The sequence below is a fragment of the Tessaracoccus yangjingae genome (genome assembly GCF_054483935.1).
Window position 1 is genome coordinate 3551246 of sequence record NZ_CM137014.1, and the last position, 19307, is coordinate 3570552.

Here is a 19307-nt window from a genome sequence, read left to right on the forward strand (position 1 = left end):
GGGGGGTCCTTCTCTAGATCCAGATGTGGTCGAAAACGTCGTCGACGAGGTCGTCGACGATGCCGAGCTCCCACGCCACGTCGAGTGCGGTGTAGCGGGAGCGGTAGTACATGGCGCGCGGGAAGGTGGCCCGCACGTCGTAGGGGGTTAGCCCGATGTCTGCAGGGCGGGAGGGTGCCCCGGCCTGGCGGAGCTGGTCGCTCAGCTGCGCGGTGGTGATCAGCTGCGCACGGAGCCGGTCGGCCACCGCGGGCCACTGGTCCACCAGCGGCCGCAACCTGCGGTACAACTCGTCGCCCGACGCGTACTTGGCCCTGGTCTCGCGCACGGCGTGGTCCGCGAGCGCCCCGTCGAACCGGGCGCGGATGTCCGCCTCGATCTCGTGCCACGGCTGCCGAGCGTCGACGGCCGCACGGAGGTCGAGCGTGGTGAGGTCGCGGGCCAGCAGCGCCTCGTAGAAGGCGCACATGGCCAGAGACCCGATGGCCACCTTGTCCCCGTGCGACAGCGGCGGCTCCCGGTCTGCGCCGAGGTGGGCGAGCTCCCACAGGTGGGAGAAGTAGTGCTCGGCCCCGGAGGCCGGTCGGGTGCCGCCATAGGCCTGCATGGCCAGTCCGGACAGGCACAGGCCCTCGACCAGGCCCTCGAAGGCATCCGGGTCGCCTGCTGCCAGCGCAGCGGGCCGCGACAGCGCCGCAGTCACCCCGGACTGGACCATGGACCACACGTCCTGGTCGACGGGCTCGACGCCGGTGACGTCGGCCAGGATCCAGTCCGCCCCGCCCGGGATCTTGGCCACCAGGTCGCCGTAGCCCGAGGCGGTGAGGAAGCCCGGCGCCGCGGCCACCACGTCGAGGTCCATGACGACCACGACCGGGGCCTTGCAGTTGCGGGTGACCTTGACGCCGTGCTCGCTCATCGGGGCGCCGGCGCCGGTGTATCCGTCCATGGAGGCGGCGGTCCCGACCACCGCGTAGTCGCGGCCCATCTCGAACGCGGCCAGCTTGACCAGGTCGTTGAGGGTGCCGGATCCGAGCGCGATGGGGGTGGCCTCCCCCATCGCCTCCTTGATGGCCTCGCAGTTCTCGTAGGAGGCGTAGAGCGTGGGCCTGCCCGGGAAGATCAGCGGGGCAACCGTGGCGCAGCCGGCGTCCTGCAGCGAGAACGCCAGCTGCGGCCCCGCGGCCGCCCAGGTGTTCTGGTCGGCGACGACGATGTAGGGACCGTTGCCCAGGTGGGCCGCGAGGTGGCGGCCGGCGTCGGCCACCACCCCCCGGCCCACGGCGGCGGCACGGGTGTCGACGGCGCGGGCCAGGGCGTCGGCGAGCGCCTGGCTGGTCACCCGAACACCAGCTGCGCGCCCAGCACCAGGGCGGGCTCCCCGTCGACGCCGGTGAGGTGGATTGCCCCGGGCATCCTCGGCTCGGCCTCGCCGTCGAAGACGAGGGTGACGTGGCCGAGGTTGGCCAGGTTCTGCTGCGCCACCTCGCCGAGCGCCGTGATGGTCCACGCCTGCTCTGAGATCCTCACGGTCTGGCCGACGGCGAGGTCGCCGGTGAGCTCTGCCTTCCCGATGAGGAAGCAGTAGGGACGCAGGGCCTCCGGCGCATCGCCTGCGAAGGTGATGGCCATCGACTCGGCGAGGAATGCCTGGGCCTCGGGACCGACCTCGAGGATGGTCGTGGCGTACGCCATGGTGTTTCTCCTTGTCTGTGGGTGCTCAGGCGGCCGAGTACAGGCCGATGCTGGCCAGCCAGGCCACCGCGACGCGCGGGACCCCGTTGAGGAAGCGCGAGTACAGGACCGCCGGGACGCCCACCTCGATGGTCTCCGGCTCGGCCTCGGCCAGGCCCATGCCCACGGGGATGAAGTCGCAGGCGTTCTGCGTGTTGATCGCGAACAGGGCAGGGAGCGCGAGGTGCGGCGGGACGTTGCCCTTGCCGATCTCCACGCCGATCAGCGTGCCGATGATCTGGGCGATGACGGCGCCGGGACCGAGCAGCGGCGAGAGGAAGGGCAGCGAGCAGATGAATCCGAGCAGCAGCAGACCCCAGCCCGTGCCGGCCAGCGGGGTGAGCAGGTTCGAGAACCACACGCCCAGGCCCGACGCCTGGATGATCCCGATGAGCATGGCGACGAAGCCCATGAACGGGATGATGGTCTGCAGCATCGTCTGCACGGCGTTGCGGGCGGCCTGGTAGAACACCGCGATGACGTGCCCGGCGCCGAGGCCGACCTTCTGCAGGATGCTCTTGCGGGGCTGGCGGGCCATCTGCTCCGTCAGCTTCAACGGCCGTGCCTCGGCGGGCGAGGCCGTGGCGGAGGGGGACGGCGCCGCGTGCGGCGCGGATCCGGACGCGGTGGCCGCGGCGGCCCCCACGCTGACCAGCTCGCGCTCGTCGGCGAGGGAGACCTGGTTGGAGCCGACTGCCGAAACGTAGATCCCCTCGTTGATGTATTGGGCCAGCGGCCCCGTCTTGCCGGTGGGGACGACGTTGACCGTGGGGATGTTCTTCTTCGGGTAGAGGCCGCAGCGCAGCGACCCCCCGCAGTCGATGATGGCCACGAAGTGCTCGTCGTCGGGCACCGAGGTGGTGAACCCGTTGACCGGCTCGGCGCCGGACAGCTCGGCGATCCTGTCGACCACCTCGGGCCGTGACCCGCCGCCGACGATGTAGACGATCTTGTTGCGCTTGGCGTCCGGGGTGATGGTGAGGGGGCCGCCGTAGCCGCCGGCGCCGCGGGAGATGGTGATGGTGCGGTACTCAGACATGGGAGGCCTTCACTGTGGTCGAGAGGGTGACGCCCTGCTGCTTGGCGACGTACTTCGTCGTGAAGTCGGTGACCCACCCGCCGACGAAGTTGAGCACCGCCCCCAGCAGGAGGTAGCGGATCGCGAGGTCGCCCGTGTTGAGGCCGAGCGACATGATTCCCTGGGCGATGCCCATCCAGACGAACAGCTCCGCCGGGTTGTTGTGGGGGAAGAGGCCGTTGCTGGTGTGCATCATCTGCGCCACCGAGGCGTAGTAGCCAGGCTTGTGCGCCTCGGGCAGGAACCGGCCCAGCGTGAATGCCATGGGGTTGGTGAGGAAGAACGAGCCGAAGAACGGGAGGATCAGGTAGCGGCTGACCACGTTCCCGCCCGCCTTGGCGGCGAGCCGGTTGATCCGGTCCTCACCGATGAGGGCGATCAGCGAGTTCATCGCGATGAGCAGGACGAGCACGAGCGGAACGATGCCGGTCATCCACGCGACGAAGGTGTCTGCACCTTCGCGGAAGAGACCGATGAACCACTCCGCACCGTGCACGAGATAGTCGAGAATGTTCATCTCAACTCCTTTCAGGGTTCGGATCGGGGCAGCGCGAGGCAGCCCCGTCTACACAGCCCCACGGTGGGGCTGCGGGGGTGATGGGCGACTGTGCCCGGATGGATTGATGTCAGCCGGCGATGGGGGCGGGCCTGCGTCTCAACCTGGACGCGACGGCCGAGACCCTGCCGAGCGCCCGGGTCAGGGCCGTGGGCGGCTCCGGGGCGGTGCCGCCTCCGGTGATGATGCGGTAGTTGTCGCGGGCGTTGGCGACGGCCTTGACCATCGACCTTCCCCAGGGGCTCGCCAGGGCCGGGTCGACGTCGGCGATGTGCGAGCCGGTGAACTCGTCGAAGGCCCGGAAGCGGGCGAGCACGGTGACGCCGTGCAGCCGCTGCCCTTCCGTGATGACGCCGTCGTCGTCGATGACGAACATGACGATCGCGCCTTGGACTAGGCCGCCGCGGAACTTGCCCATGGCGACGCGCCCGCGCCGCCGCAGGGCCACGAACAGCTTGGTGAATGCCTGCGTCTGCTTGAAGGACAGAACCGACTGCACGATCCAGGCCAGGCCCAGGGCGATGATGAGGATCCAGAACATCAGCGTTCTCTCTCTGTCAGGGGGTGTCTCTCGAGGAAGTAGTAGAACTGTTCGAACGTGGTGACCCGGCTCAGTTGGTCGATGAGGTCGCGCCGGGAGCCGAGCCGGAGCACCTCGTCGTACACCTGCACCAGGACTCCCTCGCTCCTGCCCGGATCCGAGGGGACACCCAGCAGGACGATGAGCCGCACGCCGTCGTCGCTCCCGTCGGGGGCGACGACGCCGATCGACAGCATGACGCTGGTGCGGGTCTCGACCGGGGCGTGCGGGAATCCCAGCCACGGATCCAGCCGGGTCTGTGACTGGGCCTCACGCTCACGGATCCGGTCGCCGAAGCCCTGCTCGACCAGGCCGCGGGCCTCCAGGTGCCCGGTCATGTAGTCCACGGCGTCCTCGTAGGCCGTCCCTGCCGGGAGGGCGAAGAAGTGCGCCTCGTCGAGCGCGCCGGCAAGCACCGATCCGCTGCGGTGCGCCCCGGGGTCGAGCGGGATGTGGAGTTGGAGCCTGCCCAGCTGCCGCTCGAGTCCGGTCCGGTCGAGGATCCGGGTCACCCGCAGGACGGGGACCGCCGCGGCCACCTCGTCGTCGCCGTTCACGACCACGAGGTCCACGCCCTCGAGCGCCTCCCGGGTCGCGTCCGCCAGGTTGACCACCTCGTACCGGGTCGAGGCGGGCAGGAGCCGGCTCAGCTGCTGGCGGAGGAGCTCGGCGGTCACGCGGCCCGTGGTGGTCACGATCGCCACGCGGAGGAAGGCGGGCGGCTCGGCCTCTCCGCCGTCGAGGAACACCTGGAAGTAGGCGGCGAGCAGCGCCACCTCCGCGTCGTCGACGGGGAGGCCGACCTGCGACGCGATAACCTGCGAGGCCACGGTGGCCATCTGGTACGCGACGGGGTACTCGTCGCGGATGTCGCCGACGGCTGAGTCGTCGACCCAGATCCGGTAACGCATGCGGTTGATCATGTAGGCCACGTGGCGGGCGAACTCGGACATGAACCTGCGGCCCGCGAGGTCGATGTCCATCTCGGAGTTGACCGCGGCAAGCACCTCACGGACGAGGGTCTCGCCGTCGCCGGTCGCGGTGAAGCGGGCGGCCGCCACTGCGTCCTCGGGCGCCCGCATCCCTGCGACCGGCAGGGTCAGGAAGGTGACCTCGTCGCCGGTGAACTCCACGCCCAGCTCCGCCCCGAGCCGCTCCGCGACGGACGCCGCGAAGGCGTGCGCGGGTGTCGCGGCGAGACCCGAGTAGCGCTGCGGAAGGTAGTCGATGTCGCGGCCCATCCGCGCCCGGTCCACGGCGACGGTGGCCCACCGCGCCAGCTCCGGCGCGTGGGCCCGGTCCAGGCCGGCGTCCGCCGCCATGGCCCGGACGATCTGTTCCACCCGCTCCTGCCACGGCTCGTGCGGGTAGGCCATCGGGAAGTGCCAGCGCAGGACGTGCAGGCGCTGCTGGAGTTCGGGCCCCTCGAGTTGAAGGCCGACGTTGGGCCGGCCGGTGATGGCGAGGTCCGACTCCGCGACCATCGCCCGGACGCGCGCCAGGTCTCCGACGACGGTGGTGCGACCCACCGACATCCGCGTGGCCAGCTCCTCGATCCGCACGGGCACGAGCGACCGGAAGACCCTTGAGACGATGTACGACGCGCGGGCGGCCGGGTCGTTGAAGGACACGTCGTCGGCGACGCTCGCCTTGACGGCGCGGTAGCGGGCCGGGTCGGCGATGAGCAGGCGGTAGCGCCCGTCGTCGACGGTGATCGAGGCCGCCGTTCCCAGGAGGTCCTGCAGCCCGGCGACGTCCGTCGAGATGGTCCGGCGGCTCACCTCGAGCTCCGCGGCCAGGTCGTCGGCGTTCACGGTCCGCGCGGCTTCGAGCTGCGCGAGGATGGCTGCTGGCCGGTTCATGTCATCACCTCATCTCATTCACGGTCGTCAGGGGGCTGTGGCGGGTGATCAGGCGACGCCGGATCCGTTGCTCCCGAAGAAGGCGTCCCAGGGCACGTTGACGCTCTGGTCCAGTCCCACCACCTCGTGGAGGTGGCGCAGCAGCGGGAACCGTCCGGGAGCCACGACGCCACGCTCGGTCAGGCGGATCATGGCCTCCCCGATCACCCTGATCGCGGCCGCGCCCTCGAGGGTCACGCCCGGCATCTGGGCAGCGGCCTCGCTGAACGTGAGCCCCGAGCCGACGAGCCTGCCGCACTTGACGTTGCGGCCGCCCATGGACGTGACGAAGCAGTCGCCGATGCCCGGGAGGCCCATGGGCGTGGTGGGCCGGCCGCCGAGGAGGTCCATGAAGTCGACCATCTCGATCGAGGCCTGCCCGAAGAGCGCGGCGCCGTAGTTGAAGTTGACGTAGCGGTCCCCGGCCGCGTCGCCCATGGCGTCGAGGATGCCGGACATGAAGCCGGCCCCGAAGGCGTAGCAGTTCTTGGTCGCGGCGCACACCTCGACGCCGACGAAGTCGGTGTTGGTCCACACGTGGTAGTGGTCGGTGGCGAACAGGTCGCGCCACATGTTCAGGACGCCTTCGTCGTCGCCGGTGAACACCACGGAGGTGTGGCGGCGGATGGCGACCTCGCCGGCGATCGAGGGGCCGGCGATGGCGGAGAAGGTCAGCTGCTCGCGGAGCGCGGCGGGGATCCGGCCGGCGAGCACGCGGGGCAGGATGGTGAGGTTGCCCTCGTCGTCGGCCTCCATGCCCTTGGCGAGCGCGATGACGTGCATGCCGGGGCGGAGCAGGTCGGCCAGCTGATCGCCGGCCCAGCGGACGCCGAAGGAGTTGACGCCGCTCATGACGAGGTCGACGCCGTCGAACGCCTCTGCGGCGTCCTCGAGCTGGTACGCGGTGGTGCCCTCCGGCAGCGCCAGCCCCAGGTTGGGGTGGACGCCGGTGGCCTTGATGGAGTCGATGATGTCGCGGTCCAGGTGGGTGCCCACGAGCCGCACCTCATGCCCGTTGTCGGTCAGGGGCGTGGTCAGGGCGCTGGCCATGATGCCTGAACCGAGGACGACGACTGTAGCCATGTGAGCTCTCATTCCTTCGCGCTCCACTGCGCGACACCGTTGTTACTGAAGGTGAGGCTGACGCTACCTGCGTTCAGGTTGGGTTTCGCTTCCGAACGAGTCGGCTTTCTTCCGATTGCCCGCTCTCGGGCGGCCTAATTGCGTCAACCGCCCGCGGCCGCACGTGGCAGGGTTGGGGCAGCACCCGGACAGCGTGGCCGGCCCGCAAGGAGACCCCAATGATCACCACCCCCACCCAGTGGTACGACGCCTACGTGTTCGATCTCGACGGCACCATCTACCTGGGAGACGAGCTGCTGCCCGGCGCGCGCAGGCTCATCGAGGGGCTCCGGGCGGAGGGGAAGACGGTGAAATTCCTCTCCAACAACGCCACCAAGGACCCCCAGCAGTACCAGGCCAAGCTGCAGGCGCTGGGGCTGCCGACGGCGCTGGAGGACATCGCCAACACCGTCGTCACCACCACCCGGTGGCTGCTGGACCACCACCCTGATGCCGCCCTGTTCGTGGTGGGCGAGGAGCCGCTCAAGCGGGCGCTCCGGGAGGCCGGGTTCCGCCTGAGCGAGGATCCGGCCGAGATCGACGTCGTCGTCGCCTCCTACGACCGCACCTTCGACTACCGCAAGCTGCAGATCGCGTTCGACGCGTTGTGGTTCCACAAGCGCGCGATCCTCATCCAGACCAACCCGGACCGGTTCTGCCCGTTCCCCGGGGGTCGCGGCGAGCCGGACTGCGCGGCGATCACCGCGGCCATCGAGGCGTGCACGGGCGTGACGTGCTCGGTGAGCCTGGGGAAGCCGTCGCCGCTGATGCTGGAGGCGGCGCTGGGTGGGCTGGGACTGGAGCTGTCGCGGTGTGTGATGGTGGGAGACCGGCTGCACACCGACATCCGGATGGCCGTGGAGGCGGGCATGGCGTCGGCCCTGGTGCTGACTGGGGAATCGACGGCGGCCGATGTCGCGGCGTTGCCGGAGGACCAGCGCCCCACGCACGTCCTCGACCGGATCGACGAGCTCCTCCCCAGCTGACCTCCCCGACGTTGGCTGAGGTGCGAGGAGCGCAGCGACGAGCCTCGAAGCCTCATGAACGTTCCTTGTCAGCTCCCGTTCTCTAGGCTTCGAGGCCGCTACGCGGCACCTCAGCCAGCGGGAAGGGGGAAACACGTGCGGCGGGGACCGCAGGGCGGTGCGTGGTGGGGGCCGGGGCAGGTTGGGTGGGCGTTGCTGACGGCGCAAGCGCGAAGCGCCACCGCCGGAAGCATGGGCGGCCCGGCCCCCACCACGCACCGCCCAACCCAACCACAGACACCACCAGCAGAGTCCCTAGTCAACTCGCGTTTCTTAGGCTTCGAGGCCGCTACGCGGCACCTCAGCCAGCGGTGTTGGGCTCCTCAGCCAGCGGTGAAGGGCCGCTCGTGACAGCGAGGGCGGCCGCGGCACGTCAGCCAACGGTAGGGGCACCGAGGTCAGTCGAGGATGAGCTCCGGGTAGTTCGGCTGCCACATGCGGTCGAACACGTCCTGGACCGGGCTCTCCAGCTCGATCGCGGCCACGCCGTCGTCCGCCGCGGCCTTCGCCACCGCGATCGCGACGGTGGCCGACACGCGGCGGAGGTCGCTGATCCGCGGCAGCAGCGGGGCCCCCGCGCTCCGGATCCCCACCATCGAGGCGACGGCCTGGGCGGCCGCCGCGATCATGTGGTCCGTCACCCGCGTGGCGCCACACACCGCCACCCCCAGGCCGAGGCCCGGGAAGACGAGCGCGTTGTTGGCCTGGGCGATGACGTACTCGACGTCGTCGCGCAGCACCGGATCGAACGGCGATCCGGTGGCCAGCAACGCCCTGCCCTCGGTCCATTCGAGCAGGTCCGCCGGCGTGGCCTCGGCCAGCGCCGTCGGGTTGGACAGGGGCATGATGATGGGCTGGTTCACGTGGGCCGCCATGTCGCGCACCATGGGCTCGGTGAACGAGCCCGGCTGCCCGGAGGTGCCGATGAGGATGGTGGGGTGCACGTTGCGCACCACGTCTGCCAGCGACACCGCGCCGCGCCGGTCCACCTCCCAGGCGGCCACCTCGGCGGCGTCCCGGGCGTAGGGGCGCTGGAAGTCGCGCACCCCCGACGACGAATCGGTGATGAGGCCGCGGCTGTTCAGGCACCAGAAGCGCGCGTGTGCCGCCTCGTCGTCGAGCCCCTCCCCCGCCATCATGTCGCGCATGAGGTCCGCGATCCCGACGCCCGCCGTGCCGGCCCCGTGGATGACGATGCGCTGATCGCTCAGCCGCTCCCCCTTCGCCCGGACGGCCGCCAGGGCGGCGGCCCCGACGACGGCGGCCGTGCCCTGGACGTCGTCGTTGAAGGTGCACACCTCGTCGCGGTACCGGGTGAGGATGCGGTGCGCGTTGGCGGCCCCGAAGTCCTCCCAGTGGATCATCGCCCGCGGGAAGACGCGCTGGGCCGCGGCGACGAAGGCGTCCACGAACTCGTCGTAGCGGCGGCCGCGCACCCGGGCGTGCCGCAGCCCCGGATACAGGTCGTCGTTGAGCAGGCCCAGGTTGTCGGTGCCCACATCCAGCCCCACTGCGATCATCCGGTCCGGGTCCACGCCTGCCGCGGCGGTGTAGAGGCTCATCTTGCCGTGGCAGATCAGGATCCCGCCCACGCCCTGGTCGCCGATGCCGAGGATCCCCTCGGAGTCGGTCACGACGATGATGTCGATGTCGTCCGCGGTGCGGCCGCTGGCGCGCAACGACTCCTCGATGTCCTCCGGCGAGTCGATGGACAGGAACACCCCGTCGAGGCGGGTGAACTGCCGGCTGAACTGCTCGATGGCGTCGCCGATGGTGGGGGTGTAGACGATGGGCATCATCTCGTCCAGGTGCTCGCTGAGCAACCGGTAGAACAGCACCGTGTTGCGGTCCTTGAGCGCGGCGAGGCGACGGAACTTCGCCATCGGCAGCCGCGCCTCCAGGTACTGCTCGTAGGCGCGGTGGACCTGCGCGTCGATGGGGGTGACCCCCGTCGGCAGCAGCCCGATCAGCCCGAGGAGTTGGCGCTCCTCCGGGGTGAAGGCCGTGCCCCGGTTGAGACGGGGCGTTCTCAGGATGGCTCTGCCGCGGATCTTCACCTTGACTCGTGAGCCGTGGTTGCCGGGGAGGACCTCGTAACGACGTTGTTCGGGCACGGGCCAAACCTACCGGGCGGGCCCCTCCTCCGGTGAATCGGGGGACGAGTCCGCAGTGTCGGGGCGTGCCAGCGCGCGATCCACCCAGGCCACCGCCTCGGAGAGCTCCCGGACGTGCTGGTCCTCGTCGAACACGTGCATGAGCCGGCAGGTGCGCTGCTGCGACTCGGTCATGCCCTGCACCACGAACTCCACGCCGCGGGCCCTGAACTGCCGCGACACCGCCTTGATGGCATCCGCCCCGGACGCGTCGAGGATGCGCATCCGGTGGCAGCGGAGGATCACGGCGTCGATGTCGTCGCCGACGGAGGTGACCTCGTCGACGAAGCGGCGGGCGTCGCCGTAGAAGAGGGCGCCGTCGACGCGGAACAGCGCCACCCGGGAGCGCAGGTGCTCCTGCTCGGGCGTGAAGTCGACGTCGCCCTCGCGGGTGTTGGTGGGCAGCCATTGGCGCGCGACGGCGGAGTAGGACGCCATGTGCCGCAGGCTCATGAGCGCCGCCATGCCGATCCCCAGGAGCACGGCGGCCACCAGATCCAGCAGGACGGTGGCGCCGAGGGTGAGGAGGAAGGTGTTGCGGTCCGCCCGCGTCACGCTGGTGAGGGTGCGCACCAGCCTCAGGTTGATCATGCGGCCGGCGGTGACCAGCAGGACCCCGCCCAGCGCCGCCATCGGAATCCGCGACACGAGCGGCGCCAGCAGCAGCATCACCGCGAGCAGGACGACGGCATGGGAGACCGAGGCCAGGCGGGTCTTGGCGCCGGAGCGCACGTTGACGGCGGTGCGGGCGATGGCGCCGGTGGCAGGGAGTCCTCCGAACAGCCCCGAGGCGATGTTGGCCAGGCCCTGTCCCATCAGCTCGCGGTCCGGGCTCGTCGGGGTCACGTCGGGCCGCATCCCGTCGGCCACCCGGGCGGACAGCAGCGACTCGAGCGCGGCCAGCGCGGCCACCGCCAGCGCCGGGGCGGCGAGGTCCTGGACCAGCGTGAGGCTGAGCTGCGGCAGCACGGGCATCGGCAGGCCCGTGGGCAGTGCCCCGATCCGGTCCACGTCGGCGCCGGCCAGCTCCACGGCGATCGTCGCCACCACGATGGCGATCAGCGACAACGGCAGGTGTCGGAAGAACCGGTGCCCGATGAGGTGGAGGACCACGACGCCAGCGGCGACCAGCAGCGGTTGCCAGGCGCGTGACCAGTCGGTGGCGGACACGGTGAGCCACGACGACACCAGCGTGGACTCCGCCTCGCCGCGCTCGGTCCCGAGCACGAGCGGGAGCTGCTGCAGCGCGATGATCACGCCGATGCCGATGGTGAACCCCTCCACCACGGACAACGGGATGAACTCGACGGCGCGTCCGACGGCGGTCAGCGCCATGACCACCACCAGGACCCCGGCGATGATGGCGAGCAGGGGCACCACTGGTACGCCGTGCTTGGCGATGAGCGGCAGCAGCACCACCGTCATCGCCCCCGTCGGCCCGGACACCTGCAGGTGGCTGCCGCCGAAGACGGCCGCGACCACGCCGGCGATGATGGCGGTGACCAGCCCGGCCGCCGCCCCCACCCCGGAGGCCACGCCGAAGCCGAGCGCCAGCGGTAGGGCCACCACGCCCACGGTCACGCCTGCGAGAAGGTCCTTGGCCCAGGAGGAGCGCAGCCCCGCGTAGTCCGACGGGGTGGGCCAGAGGCCCTTGAAGCTGATCAGGTGGTCACCCACCATGCCGCGGTAGCGCTCGAACTGCTCCTTGGGGGTGAGCCGAGCCGCTTCGATCCTGAAATCCCTGTTGCCCACGCCTCACCCTTTCCGGGCCCCTAGATTACGCCCGCCCGTGCCCGGCCGTCGGGGCGGGGTCGGCGGCAGGTCGGCCGGGCGGGGTGGGTCAGCGCAGGAAGAGGGCCTTCAGCCTCAGCGTGGCCGCCGTCGTGCCCACCGCGATCATCACCGCGAAGTAGGCCAGGTGGCCCCAGATCGACGGCTGGATCAGGCCCGTGGTCAGCTGCCGGACCATGTCCACCGCGTGCCACAGCGGCATGGCCATGATCACCCACTGCACGGACTCCGGGTACACGCTGATCGGGAAGAAGGTGGCAGACAGCAGGAACATCGGCAGCATGACGAAGTAGACGATGTCCAGGTGCTGGAACGAGGTCATGAAGCTGGTGGCGGCCAGGCCGACGGCGGCGAAACCGAACGCCACCATGAGGGCCGCGGGGATGGCAAGCACCGCGGTCCACGACAGGTTCAGCCCGAGCGCCGTGGTGACCACCATGAACCCGCACGCGTACAGCAGCCCCCTGAACAGCGCCATTATGATCTCCCCCAGCGCGACGTCCATCGGGCCCAGCGAGGTGGAGAGCATCTGGTCGTAGATCTTCCCGTAGCGCATCCGGAAGAACACGTTCATCGTCGAGTCGTACAGCGCGCCGTTCATCGCGGACACGGCCATCAGGGCAGGCGCGATGTAGGCGGCATAGGGCACGTCGCGGCCGTAGAACTCCACGGAGCCGATGAGCGCCCCCAGCCCCAACCCCATCGAGAGCAGGTAGAACACCGGCTCGAAGAACCCGGTCAGGATGATCAGCCAGTTGTTGCGGGCCACCACCCTCATGCCGCGGGCCACCACCGAGCGGGTGTTGCCGCCGTACAGGCCTGCGAGGACGCGCGGCACGCGTGGCGCGGGCGCCTGGAGAGGGGCGGTCATTCGTCGAGCCTCCGCCTGAAGGTGCGGACCGAGGACCATGCGCACACCCCGGCCAGCGCGACGAGGAACCCGACGTGGAGCGCCAGCATGCGCACCGACAGCGGCTGGCCGTACATGGCCCACCGGCCGAGCTCGGCCGAGTGCCACAGCGGCGAGACCCAGCCGATGGGCTGCAGGTAGCCGGGCAGGGTCTCGAGCGGGAAGTAGGTGCCGGAGAACAGCGTGAGCGGGACGACGACGAACCGCTCGATGAAGGACAGCTGGCCGCGGTCGTCCTTCTGGGTGGCCACCCAGGCCATGACCGCGAACCCGACCGACACCGACAGCAGCAGCCCGACAGGGACCAACGCCAGCGCCCGCAGCGGGTCCGCGATGCCGAACAGCACCAGCGCGACCAGGTAGAACAGCAGCACCGGCAGCACGCGGATCAGGGCGGCCACCTGGACCCCGACGGCCATGTGAGCCGGGCTGATGGGCGTCAGGCGCATCGCGGGGAAGGTGTTGAACCACTTGAAGCCGCCGAACACGCCGTAGGTGTTCTCCTGCGCGGCGGTGAGCATCGCCGTCGACATCACCAGTGCCGGCGCGATGAAGGTGAGGTAGGGCACGCCCTCGATGCCCTCGCCGCCGTCGACGAGGACGCCCAGACCGGCGCCGAGGCCCAGCAGGTAGACCACCGGGGAGCCGATGCCGGTGATGAGCAGCGTGGCGAGGTAGCGCCGCATCCGGTGCAGGTGGTGCTCGACGACGGCCCACCAGCCCCACCTGGCGACGACGCGGTGGTCCGCGGTCATCCCCCTGTCGATGACGCGGGCCGGTGTGGTGAGATCCGCGCTCATTCGATGAGGCTCCGCCCCGTCAGGCGCAGGAACACGTCCTCCAGCGACGAGCGGCGCACCAGCGAGGTGACCGGCTCCATCCCCCGCTCGATGACGGACTGGAGGGCGTGCTCGCCGTTGTCGGCGTAGATGAGCACGCGGTCCGGCAGCACCTCCTGCCGCTCCCCGATGCCCGCGAGCACCCGGGCCGCCTCCTCGTTGCGGGAGGAGCCGAAGCGCACCTCGAGAACCTCCCTGGTGGAGTACTGCCGGATGAGCGACGGCGGGCTCCCCTCCGCGACGATGCGGCCCTTGTCGATCACCACCAGCCTGTCGCACAGCTGCTCGGCCTCGTCCATGAAGTGCGTGGTGACCACCAGCGTCACGCCCTCCTCCTTGAGCCGGAAGAGGCGGTCCCACAGCACGTGGCGGGCCTGCGGGTCCAGGCCGGTGGTGGGCTCGTCGAGCAGCATGATCTTGGGGTTGTTGATCAGCCCGCGCGCGATGGTGAGGCGGCGCTTCATGCCGCCGGAGAGCCCGTCGACGCGGGCGAGGCGCTTGTCCTTGAGCTGGGCGAAGTCCAGCAACTCCTCCGCGCGCTGCCTCACGTAGGCGCGCGGGAGCCCGAAGTAGCGGCCGTAGACCGTGAGGTTGTCGATCACCCTGAGCTCCTCGTCGAGGAGGTCCCCCTGGGGGACGATGCCGAGCTGCGCGCGGATCTGGGGGCCGTGGTGGTTGGTGTCCAGGCCGAGCACGGTGAGTTGGCCGTCGGTGCGGGTGGAGGTGGCCGCGATCATCCGCATGGTGGTGGACTTGCCCGCGCCGTTGGGCCCGAGGAAGCCGAACGACTCCCCCGGCGCGATCTCGAAGTCGATCCCGTCGACGGCGGTGAGGGTGCCGTAGCGCTTGGTCAGCGCGCGGGCGGTGATCACTGGCTCAGTCACCCGCGACACACTACGACACCCCACCGACGATTCCGAGGGCCCGGCCGGGCCTCACCGGGCGGAGAATCCGCCGGGCGTCTGCCCTGTGGGGTTTGAGCCGATGGATGGGGTCAACGCGCGAAAAGACCGATTTGATCGTTCATACTCACCGCGACCCGATCCATCGGCTCAAACCCCTCCCAGCCACAGGTGGTGGAGGGTGGGGTCGGGGACGAGCTCGGGGTGGAAGGTGCACGCCACGACGGCGCCCTGGCGGACCGCGACCGGCTCGTCGCCCCTGGTGGCCAGCACCTCGACGCCGGCGCCCACCCGCTCGATCCTCGGGGCACGGATGAACACCCCCCGCATGCGAGGGTGCGCCCCGCCCGGAACCGACGGCGAATCCAGCCGCCCACGCCCAGCCGCGACAGCCGCCCCGGCCCCGAGCGCCGCGGCGGTGAGCTCGACGTCGGCCTCGCCGGAGGCCAGCTGGGCCCCGAACGCGTTGCGCCGCACCGTCACGTTCAGCCCGCCGATGGTGGGCAGGCCCGTCAGCGCCGCCGGGTCGGCCACCTCGTCGGCCAGCAGGATCAGGCCCGCGCACGTGCCGAACACCGGCAACCCGCCGTCGGCCCGGTCCCGGATGGCCGAGAGCAGCCCGGTGGGCCGCGCCAGCCGCGCGATGGCGGTGGACTCGCCCCCGGGCAGCACCAGCCCCTCGAGGCCGACGAGGTCGTCGGGCCTGCGCACCAGCGACACCCGACGCCCGAGCCGCTCCAGGACCGCGGCGTGCTCCCGCACCGCGCCCTGGAGGGCGAGGATCCCGACCGTCACCAGCCGCGCTCGGCCAGCCGGTGCGGCGCCGGCACGTCGGCCACGTTGATCCCCACCATGGCCTCGCCCAGGCCGCGCGACGCCTCCGCGATGGCGGCCGGGTCGTCGTAGTGGGCGGTGGCGGCGACGATGGCCTTGGCGCGGCGTTCGGGGTTGCCGGACTTGAAGATGCCGGAGCCCACGAACACGCCGTCGGCGCCGAGCTGCATCATCATCGCGGCGTCCGCGGGGGTGGCGATGCCGCCGGCGACGAAGAGCACGACGGGCAGCTTGCCCTCGCGCGCCACCCGGGCCACCAGTTCATACGGCGCGGCGAGCTCCTTAGCGGCGACGTACAGCTCGTCGTCGGACTTCGCGCCCAGCGCGCGGATCTCGCCCTTGATGGTGCGCAGGTGCTTCATGGCCTCGGACACGTCGCCGGTGCCGGCCTCGCCCTTGCTGCGGATCATCGAGGCGCCCTCCGTGATCCGGCGCAGGGCCTCGCCCAGGTTGGTGGCGCCGCACACGAACGGCACGTCGAAGCGAGTCTTGTCGATGTGGTTGACGAAGTCCGCGGGCGACAGCACCTCGGACTCGTCGATGTAGTCCACGCCCAGAGCCTGCAGCACCTGCGCCTCGACGAAGTGGCCGATGCGGGCCTTGGCCATCACCGGGATGGATACGGTCTCGATGATGCGCGAGATGAGGTCTGGGTCGCTCATGCGCGCCACGCCGCCCTGGGCGCGGATGTCCGCGGGCACGCGCTCCAGCGCCATGACCGCGACGGCGCCGGCCTCCTCCGCGATACGGGCCTGCTCGGGCGTCACCACGTCCATGATCACGCCACCCTTCAGCATCTCGGCCAGGCCGGTGTTGACGAGGGCGCGGGGGGACACGGGTGTATCGGTAGCAGTCATGGGCTCGATCTTCGCCCGCCACACTGGACCAGGCAAGGGCCAGACGCTTCCCAGTTTGTTGGGCCAGTTGTACCCTGGGTCAATGGAGTCCGACGCGCTCTCCACGCTCCCGCTCGACCGCACGCCCGGCGCGGCACCGCTGCCGGCGCAGATCGCGGCCGGGGTCCGCGGGCTCATCGCCTCGGGGGCACTGGCCAGCGGGGACGTGCTGGCCTCCAGCAGGTCCGCCGCGGAGACCCTGGGCGTGGCGCGAGGCACCGTCAGCGCGGCATACGAGCAACTGGTGGCGGAGGGATACCTGGTCACGAGGGACCGCTCCGGGGTGCGTGTCGCCCCCAACCTGTCCGCGGCGCCACCCCGCGCGGCGCTGCCGGCGAGGCGGCGGCCGGCCCCTCCCCCGCCTCCGCTCGACTTCGGCTCGGGCCACGAGACGTCCCGCCCTCTTGACGACGCCCTCTGGCGCTCGTCGCTGCGCGCCGCCGTCTCCCCTGGTGGCCCCGCCCTCGCCGAGGCGATCGCGCAGCACCTGAGGCTGATGCGGGCCATGGCCGTGGACCCGGCGTCGGTGATCGTCACCGCCGGGGCCCGCTCCGGGCTGGCCCTACTGCTCGGGGCGGTGGCCCGCCGGACGGGCAGCAGGCCCCGCGTGGGTGTCGAGAGCCCGGGCTTCCCGGGCCTCCGGCGCGTCCTGGAGGTCCTCGGCGTCGAGGTCGTCCCCGTCCCCGTCGGCGCCGACGGCGTGGACCTGGCAGCGCTGGACCGGGCCCTTCCGCTGGACCTGGTCCTGGTCACCCCCAATCACCAGTTCCCCGCCGGCACGGCCTTGCACGCGGCCGGCCGGCAGGCGCTCATCGGCTGGGCCACCCGAACCGGGGTGCTGCTGGTGGAGGACGACTACGACTCGGAGTACCGGCACCTCGGGCCCCCACTCCCCCCGCTGTGGAGCCTCGCGCCGGACGTGGTGGCCCACCTCGGCACGTTCGCGGCGGTCCTGGGCCGCGACGTCGGCACGGGCTACCTGGTGGCCCCGCCGGCTTGGCAGGACGAGTTGCTGGAGGCGCGCTCGGCCCTGGGCGGCGGTGTGGCGCCCATCGTGCAGCGGGCGCTGGCGCGTTACCTCCAGGCCGGCGGTCTGCGCCGGCGCCTGGCTCGCGCCCGCCGTCGCGCGGACACCGCCCAGGCCGAGGTCAAACAGAGGATCGACACCCTGCGCGCCCAACCGCACATGACGGGCGTCACGGACACCGGCCACCTGCTCGTGCTCGAGATGCCCGCCGACGCCGCGGCCCGGGTCCGCGACGACTGCCGGCGGCGCGGCCTCATCTTGACGGACCTCGCCGACGGATGGGCCGGGAACCCGGGGCTCACCGGACTCCTGCTCAACTACGGCGGGCACGAGCCGGCAGCGGTGCGCCGGGCCGTCGACATGCTCATCGACGCGGCCGCCGGACCGCCACTGCTCACCTCCGGATGATCGTCACCATCACCGTGCCGGCCGGGCTCAGGCGGCGCCGCCGGCCCGGTTGACGTGCCAGACGACGCCGAACCTGTCGCGGACCTGGCCGTAGTCGTCGCCCCACATCTGGCGCTCGAACGGCACCACCACCTGGCCGCCCTCGGCGAGCGCGGCGAAGACGTCCGCGAGCTTCTCCTCGTCCCCGGACAGGGACATGCCGACGGTGTCCCCCGGCTGGAGCCCCATGCCGCCGGAGTCGCTGCCCATGATCACGTGGCCCTCCGGCGTAGTGAGTTGGGCGTGCATGATGCCGTCGGGATCGACGCCGGGCACCCCGGATTCGCCGAAGGTGCTGATGTCCAGCTCGCCCCCGAGGACGGACTGGTAGAACTCCATCGCCTGCCGGCAGGTGCCGTCGAGGGCGAGGTACGGGTTGAGGGTGGAGGCCATGCGGGTTCCCTTCGCGAGCCGGAGCGGGCCTGGCGGCCCACGGCCAAGCGTAGGCTCGTCGGGGCCGGTTGTCAGGGGGGAACAGCTACCCCGGAGGGGTAGCCGCGTCCCTCAGCCGCGCGGCTCCGCCGGCGCCGTCACGGCGCCAGGCCGGCCTGGTCCGCGGGCTCGAACATGGAGCGTCGGCCCTCGAACGCCCTGCCGAGGGTGACCTGGTCCGCGTACTCGAGGTCACCGCCCACCGGCAGCCCGCTTGCGGGGCGGGTGACGCGCACCCCGAAGTCGCGCAGCATGCGGCTGAGGTACGCGGCGGTGGCCTCTCCCTGCGTGTCCGGGTCCGTGGCGATGATCACCTCGGTGACCGCGCCGTCGGCGAGGCGCTGGAAGAGCTCGCGCGTGCGCAGGTCCGCCGGGCCGCGGCCGTCGATGGGCGAGATGGAGCCGCCCAGCACGTGGTAGAGCCCCCGGAACTCGTTGGTGCGCTCGATGGCCACCACGTCCTTCGACTCCTCCACCACGCACAGCTGGCTCCGGTCCCGGCGAGGGTCCCGGCAGACGCGGCACCGCTCCTCCTGCGAGATGTTGAAGCACACCTCGCAGAACCGGGACGACTCCTTCACCCTCCGGATGGTGTCCGCGAGGAGGTAGACCTCCTCCTCAGGAGCGTCGAGGAGGTAGAAGGCGATGCGCTGCGCACCGCGCGGGCCGATGCCCGGCAGGCGGCTCAGCTCATCGATGAGGTCCTGGATGGGGCCTTCGTACACGGTAGGGATCAGCCTCCGAGGTTGGGCATCGAGGGCAGGTCTGGCATCGCGGCCGCGGTGGCCGCGTCAGCCTCGGCCTTGGCGGAGCGGAAGGCCGCGATGATCAGCGCCGACAGCGTCTCCGGGTCCTCCGGGTCCCAGGCTTCGGGCAAGATGTCGATGCGCTCGATGTCCCCGCCGCCGCTGATGGTGACGGTGACGAGCTCACCGCCGGCAGTGGCGGTGAAGGTCTTCTCCGCCAGTTCGGCCTGGGCGCGCGCCAGATCCTCCTGCAGCTGCTGGGCCTGCGCCATCAGCGCGTTGATGTCGAAATCTCCGAACATGTTGGTCTCCTGGGGTGGGGTGCGGGATGGAC

Annotated in this window: 19 protein-coding genes; 2 read left to right on the forward strand and 17 right to left on the reverse strand. The window is 71.1% G+C overall.

Annotation, left to right across the window (positions count from 1 at the left end; translation table 11 throughout):
- Positions 1 to 13: 13 nt before the first annotated feature.
- The 7 genes from ACX1D3_RS16140 to ACX1D3_RS16170 form a co-directional block, all read right to left on the reverse strand.
- Positions 14 to 1342, reverse strand: coding sequence for a sn-glycerol-1-phosphate dehydrogenase (locus ACX1D3_RS16140; protein ID WP_458994818.1), 1329 nt, complete (start codon positions 1340 to 1342; stop codon positions 14 to 16).
- On the reverse strand, positions 1339 to 1695 hold the full coding sequence (locus tag ACX1D3_RS16145; RefSeq protein WP_458994819.1) for a PTS glucitol/sorbitol transporter subunit IIA: 357 nt from the start codon (positions 1693 to 1695) through the stop codon (positions 1339 to 1341). Before ACX1D3_RS16145 ends, ACX1D3_RS16140 begins: the two co-directional genes overlap by 4 nt.
- 25 nt (positions 1696 to 1720) lie before the next feature.
- A complete protein-coding gene (gene srlE, locus ACX1D3_RS16150) occupies positions 1721 to 2773 on the reverse strand; it encodes a PTS glucitol/sorbitol transporter subunit IIB (protein WP_458994820.1) in 1053 nt (350 codons plus the stop codon).
- A complete protein-coding gene (gene srlA, locus ACX1D3_RS16155) occupies positions 2766 to 3329 on the reverse strand; it encodes a PTS glucitol/sorbitol transporter subunit IIC (protein WP_458994821.1) in 564 nt (187 codons plus the stop codon). The genes srlE and srlA overlap by 8 nt, the downstream gene beginning before the upstream one ends.
- 109 nt (positions 3330 to 3438) lie before the next feature.
- Complete coding sequence (locus tag ACX1D3_RS16160) at positions 3439 to 3909, reverse strand: transcriptional regulator GutM (protein ID WP_458994822.1); 471 nt, start codon at positions 3907 to 3909, stop codon at positions 3439 to 3441.
- Positions 3909 to 5810: a BglG family transcription antiterminator gene (locus ACX1D3_RS16165; protein ID WP_458994823.1), complete on the reverse strand. Its 1902-nt coding sequence runs from the start codon at positions 5808 to 5810 to the stop codon at positions 3909 to 3911. Before ACX1D3_RS16165 ends, ACX1D3_RS16160 begins: the two co-directional genes overlap by 1 nt.
- A gap of 48 nt (positions 5811 to 5858) precedes the next feature.
- Positions 5859 to 6932 carry an NAD(P)H-dependent glycerol-3-phosphate dehydrogenase gene (locus tag ACX1D3_RS16170; protein WP_458994824.1) on the reverse strand — a complete coding sequence of 358 codons (1074 nt, stop codon included), beginning with the start codon at positions 6930 to 6932 and terminating at the stop codon, positions 5859 to 5861.
- A 218-nt stretch (positions 6933 to 7150) separates the two neighbouring features.
- On the opposite strand from ACX1D3_RS16170, the gene ACX1D3_RS16175 reads away from it, so the two are divergent.
- Positions 7151 to 7957 carry an HAD-IIA family hydrolase gene (locus ACX1D3_RS16175; protein WP_458994825.1) on the forward strand — a complete coding sequence of 269 codons (807 nt, stop codon included), beginning with the start codon at positions 7151 to 7153 and terminating at the stop codon, positions 7955 to 7957.
- 437 nt (positions 7958 to 8394) lie between these two features.
- Here ACX1D3_RS16175 and maeA read toward each other — a convergent pair whose 3' ends face one another.
- The 7 genes from maeA to pdxS all read right to left on the reverse strand — a co-directional run bounded on the left by maeA (position 8395) and on the right by pdxS (position 16282).
- Positions 8395 to 10110 carry an NAD-dependent malic enzyme gene (gene maeA / locus ACX1D3_RS16180; RefSeq protein ID WP_458994826.1) on the reverse strand — a complete coding sequence of 572 codons (1716 nt, stop codon included), beginning with the start codon at positions 10108 to 10110 and terminating at the stop codon, positions 8395 to 8397.
- A gap of 9 nt (positions 10111 to 10119) precedes the next feature.
- Entirely contained in the window at positions 10120 to 11901 is a 1782-nt protein-coding gene (locus tag ACX1D3_RS16185) for a SulP family inorganic anion transporter (RefSeq protein ID WP_458994827.1), read from the reverse strand.
- An 88-nt stretch (positions 11902 to 11989) separates the two neighbouring features.
- Positions 11990 to 12811: an ABC transporter permease gene (locus ACX1D3_RS16190; RefSeq protein WP_458994828.1), complete on the reverse strand. Its 822-nt coding sequence runs from the start codon at positions 12809 to 12811 to the stop codon at positions 11990 to 11992.
- Positions 12808 to 13650 (reverse strand): ABC transporter permease, encoded by an 843-nt coding sequence (locus ACX1D3_RS16195; protein WP_458994829.1) that lies wholly within the window; start codon positions 13648 to 13650, stop codon positions 12808 to 12810. The genes ACX1D3_RS16190 and ACX1D3_RS16195 overlap by 4 nt, the downstream gene beginning before the upstream one ends.
- The gene (locus ACX1D3_RS16200; protein WP_458994830.1) at positions 13647 to 14573 is read right to left on the reverse strand and encodes an ABC transporter ATP-binding protein; all 927 of its coding nucleotides are present in this window, start codon (positions 14571 to 14573) and stop codon (positions 13647 to 13649) included. The genes ACX1D3_RS16195 and ACX1D3_RS16200 overlap by 4 nt, the downstream gene beginning before the upstream one ends.
- 168 nt (positions 14574 to 14741) lie before the next feature.
- Positions 14742 to 15386, reverse strand: a complete 645-nt coding sequence (gene pdxT, locus ACX1D3_RS16205) for a pyridoxal 5'-phosphate synthase glutaminase subunit PdxT (protein WP_458994831.1) — start codon at positions 15384 to 15386, stop codon at positions 14742 to 14744.
- Entirely contained in the window at positions 15383 to 16282 is a 900-nt protein-coding gene (gene pdxS / locus ACX1D3_RS16210) for a pyridoxal 5'-phosphate synthase lyase subunit PdxS (RefSeq protein ID WP_458994832.1), read from the reverse strand. The genes pdxT and pdxS overlap by 4 nt, the downstream gene beginning before the upstream one ends.
- An 82-nt stretch (positions 16283 to 16364) precedes the next feature.
- On the opposite strand from pdxS, the gene pdxR reads away from it, so the two are divergent.
- Positions 16365 to 17756 carry a MocR-like pyridoxine biosynthesis transcription factor PdxR gene (pdxR, locus tag ACX1D3_RS16215; RefSeq protein WP_458994833.1) on the forward strand — a complete coding sequence of 464 codons (1392 nt, stop codon included), beginning with the start codon at positions 16365 to 16367 and terminating at the stop codon, positions 17754 to 17756.
- Positions 17757 to 17783: 27 nt separating this feature from the next.
- On the opposite strand, the gene ACX1D3_RS16220 is transcribed toward pdxR, so the two are convergent.
- The 3 genes from ACX1D3_RS16220 to ACX1D3_RS16230 form a co-directional block, all read right to left on the reverse strand.
- Entirely contained in the window at positions 17784 to 18188 is a 405-nt protein-coding gene (locus tag ACX1D3_RS16220; RefSeq protein ID WP_458994834.1) for a VOC family protein, read from the reverse strand.
- Positions 18189 to 18325: 137 nt separating this feature from the next.
- A complete protein-coding gene (recR, locus tag ACX1D3_RS16225; RefSeq protein WP_458994835.1) occupies positions 18326 to 18952 on the reverse strand; it encodes a recombination mediator RecR in 627 nt (208 codons plus the stop codon).
- Between the two features lie 8 nt (positions 18953 to 18960).
- A complete protein-coding gene (locus ACX1D3_RS16230; RefSeq protein WP_458994836.1) occupies positions 18961 to 19275 on the reverse strand; it encodes a YbaB/EbfC family nucleoid-associated protein in 315 nt (104 codons plus the stop codon).
- Between the last annotated feature and the right edge of the window lie 32 nt (positions 19276 to 19307).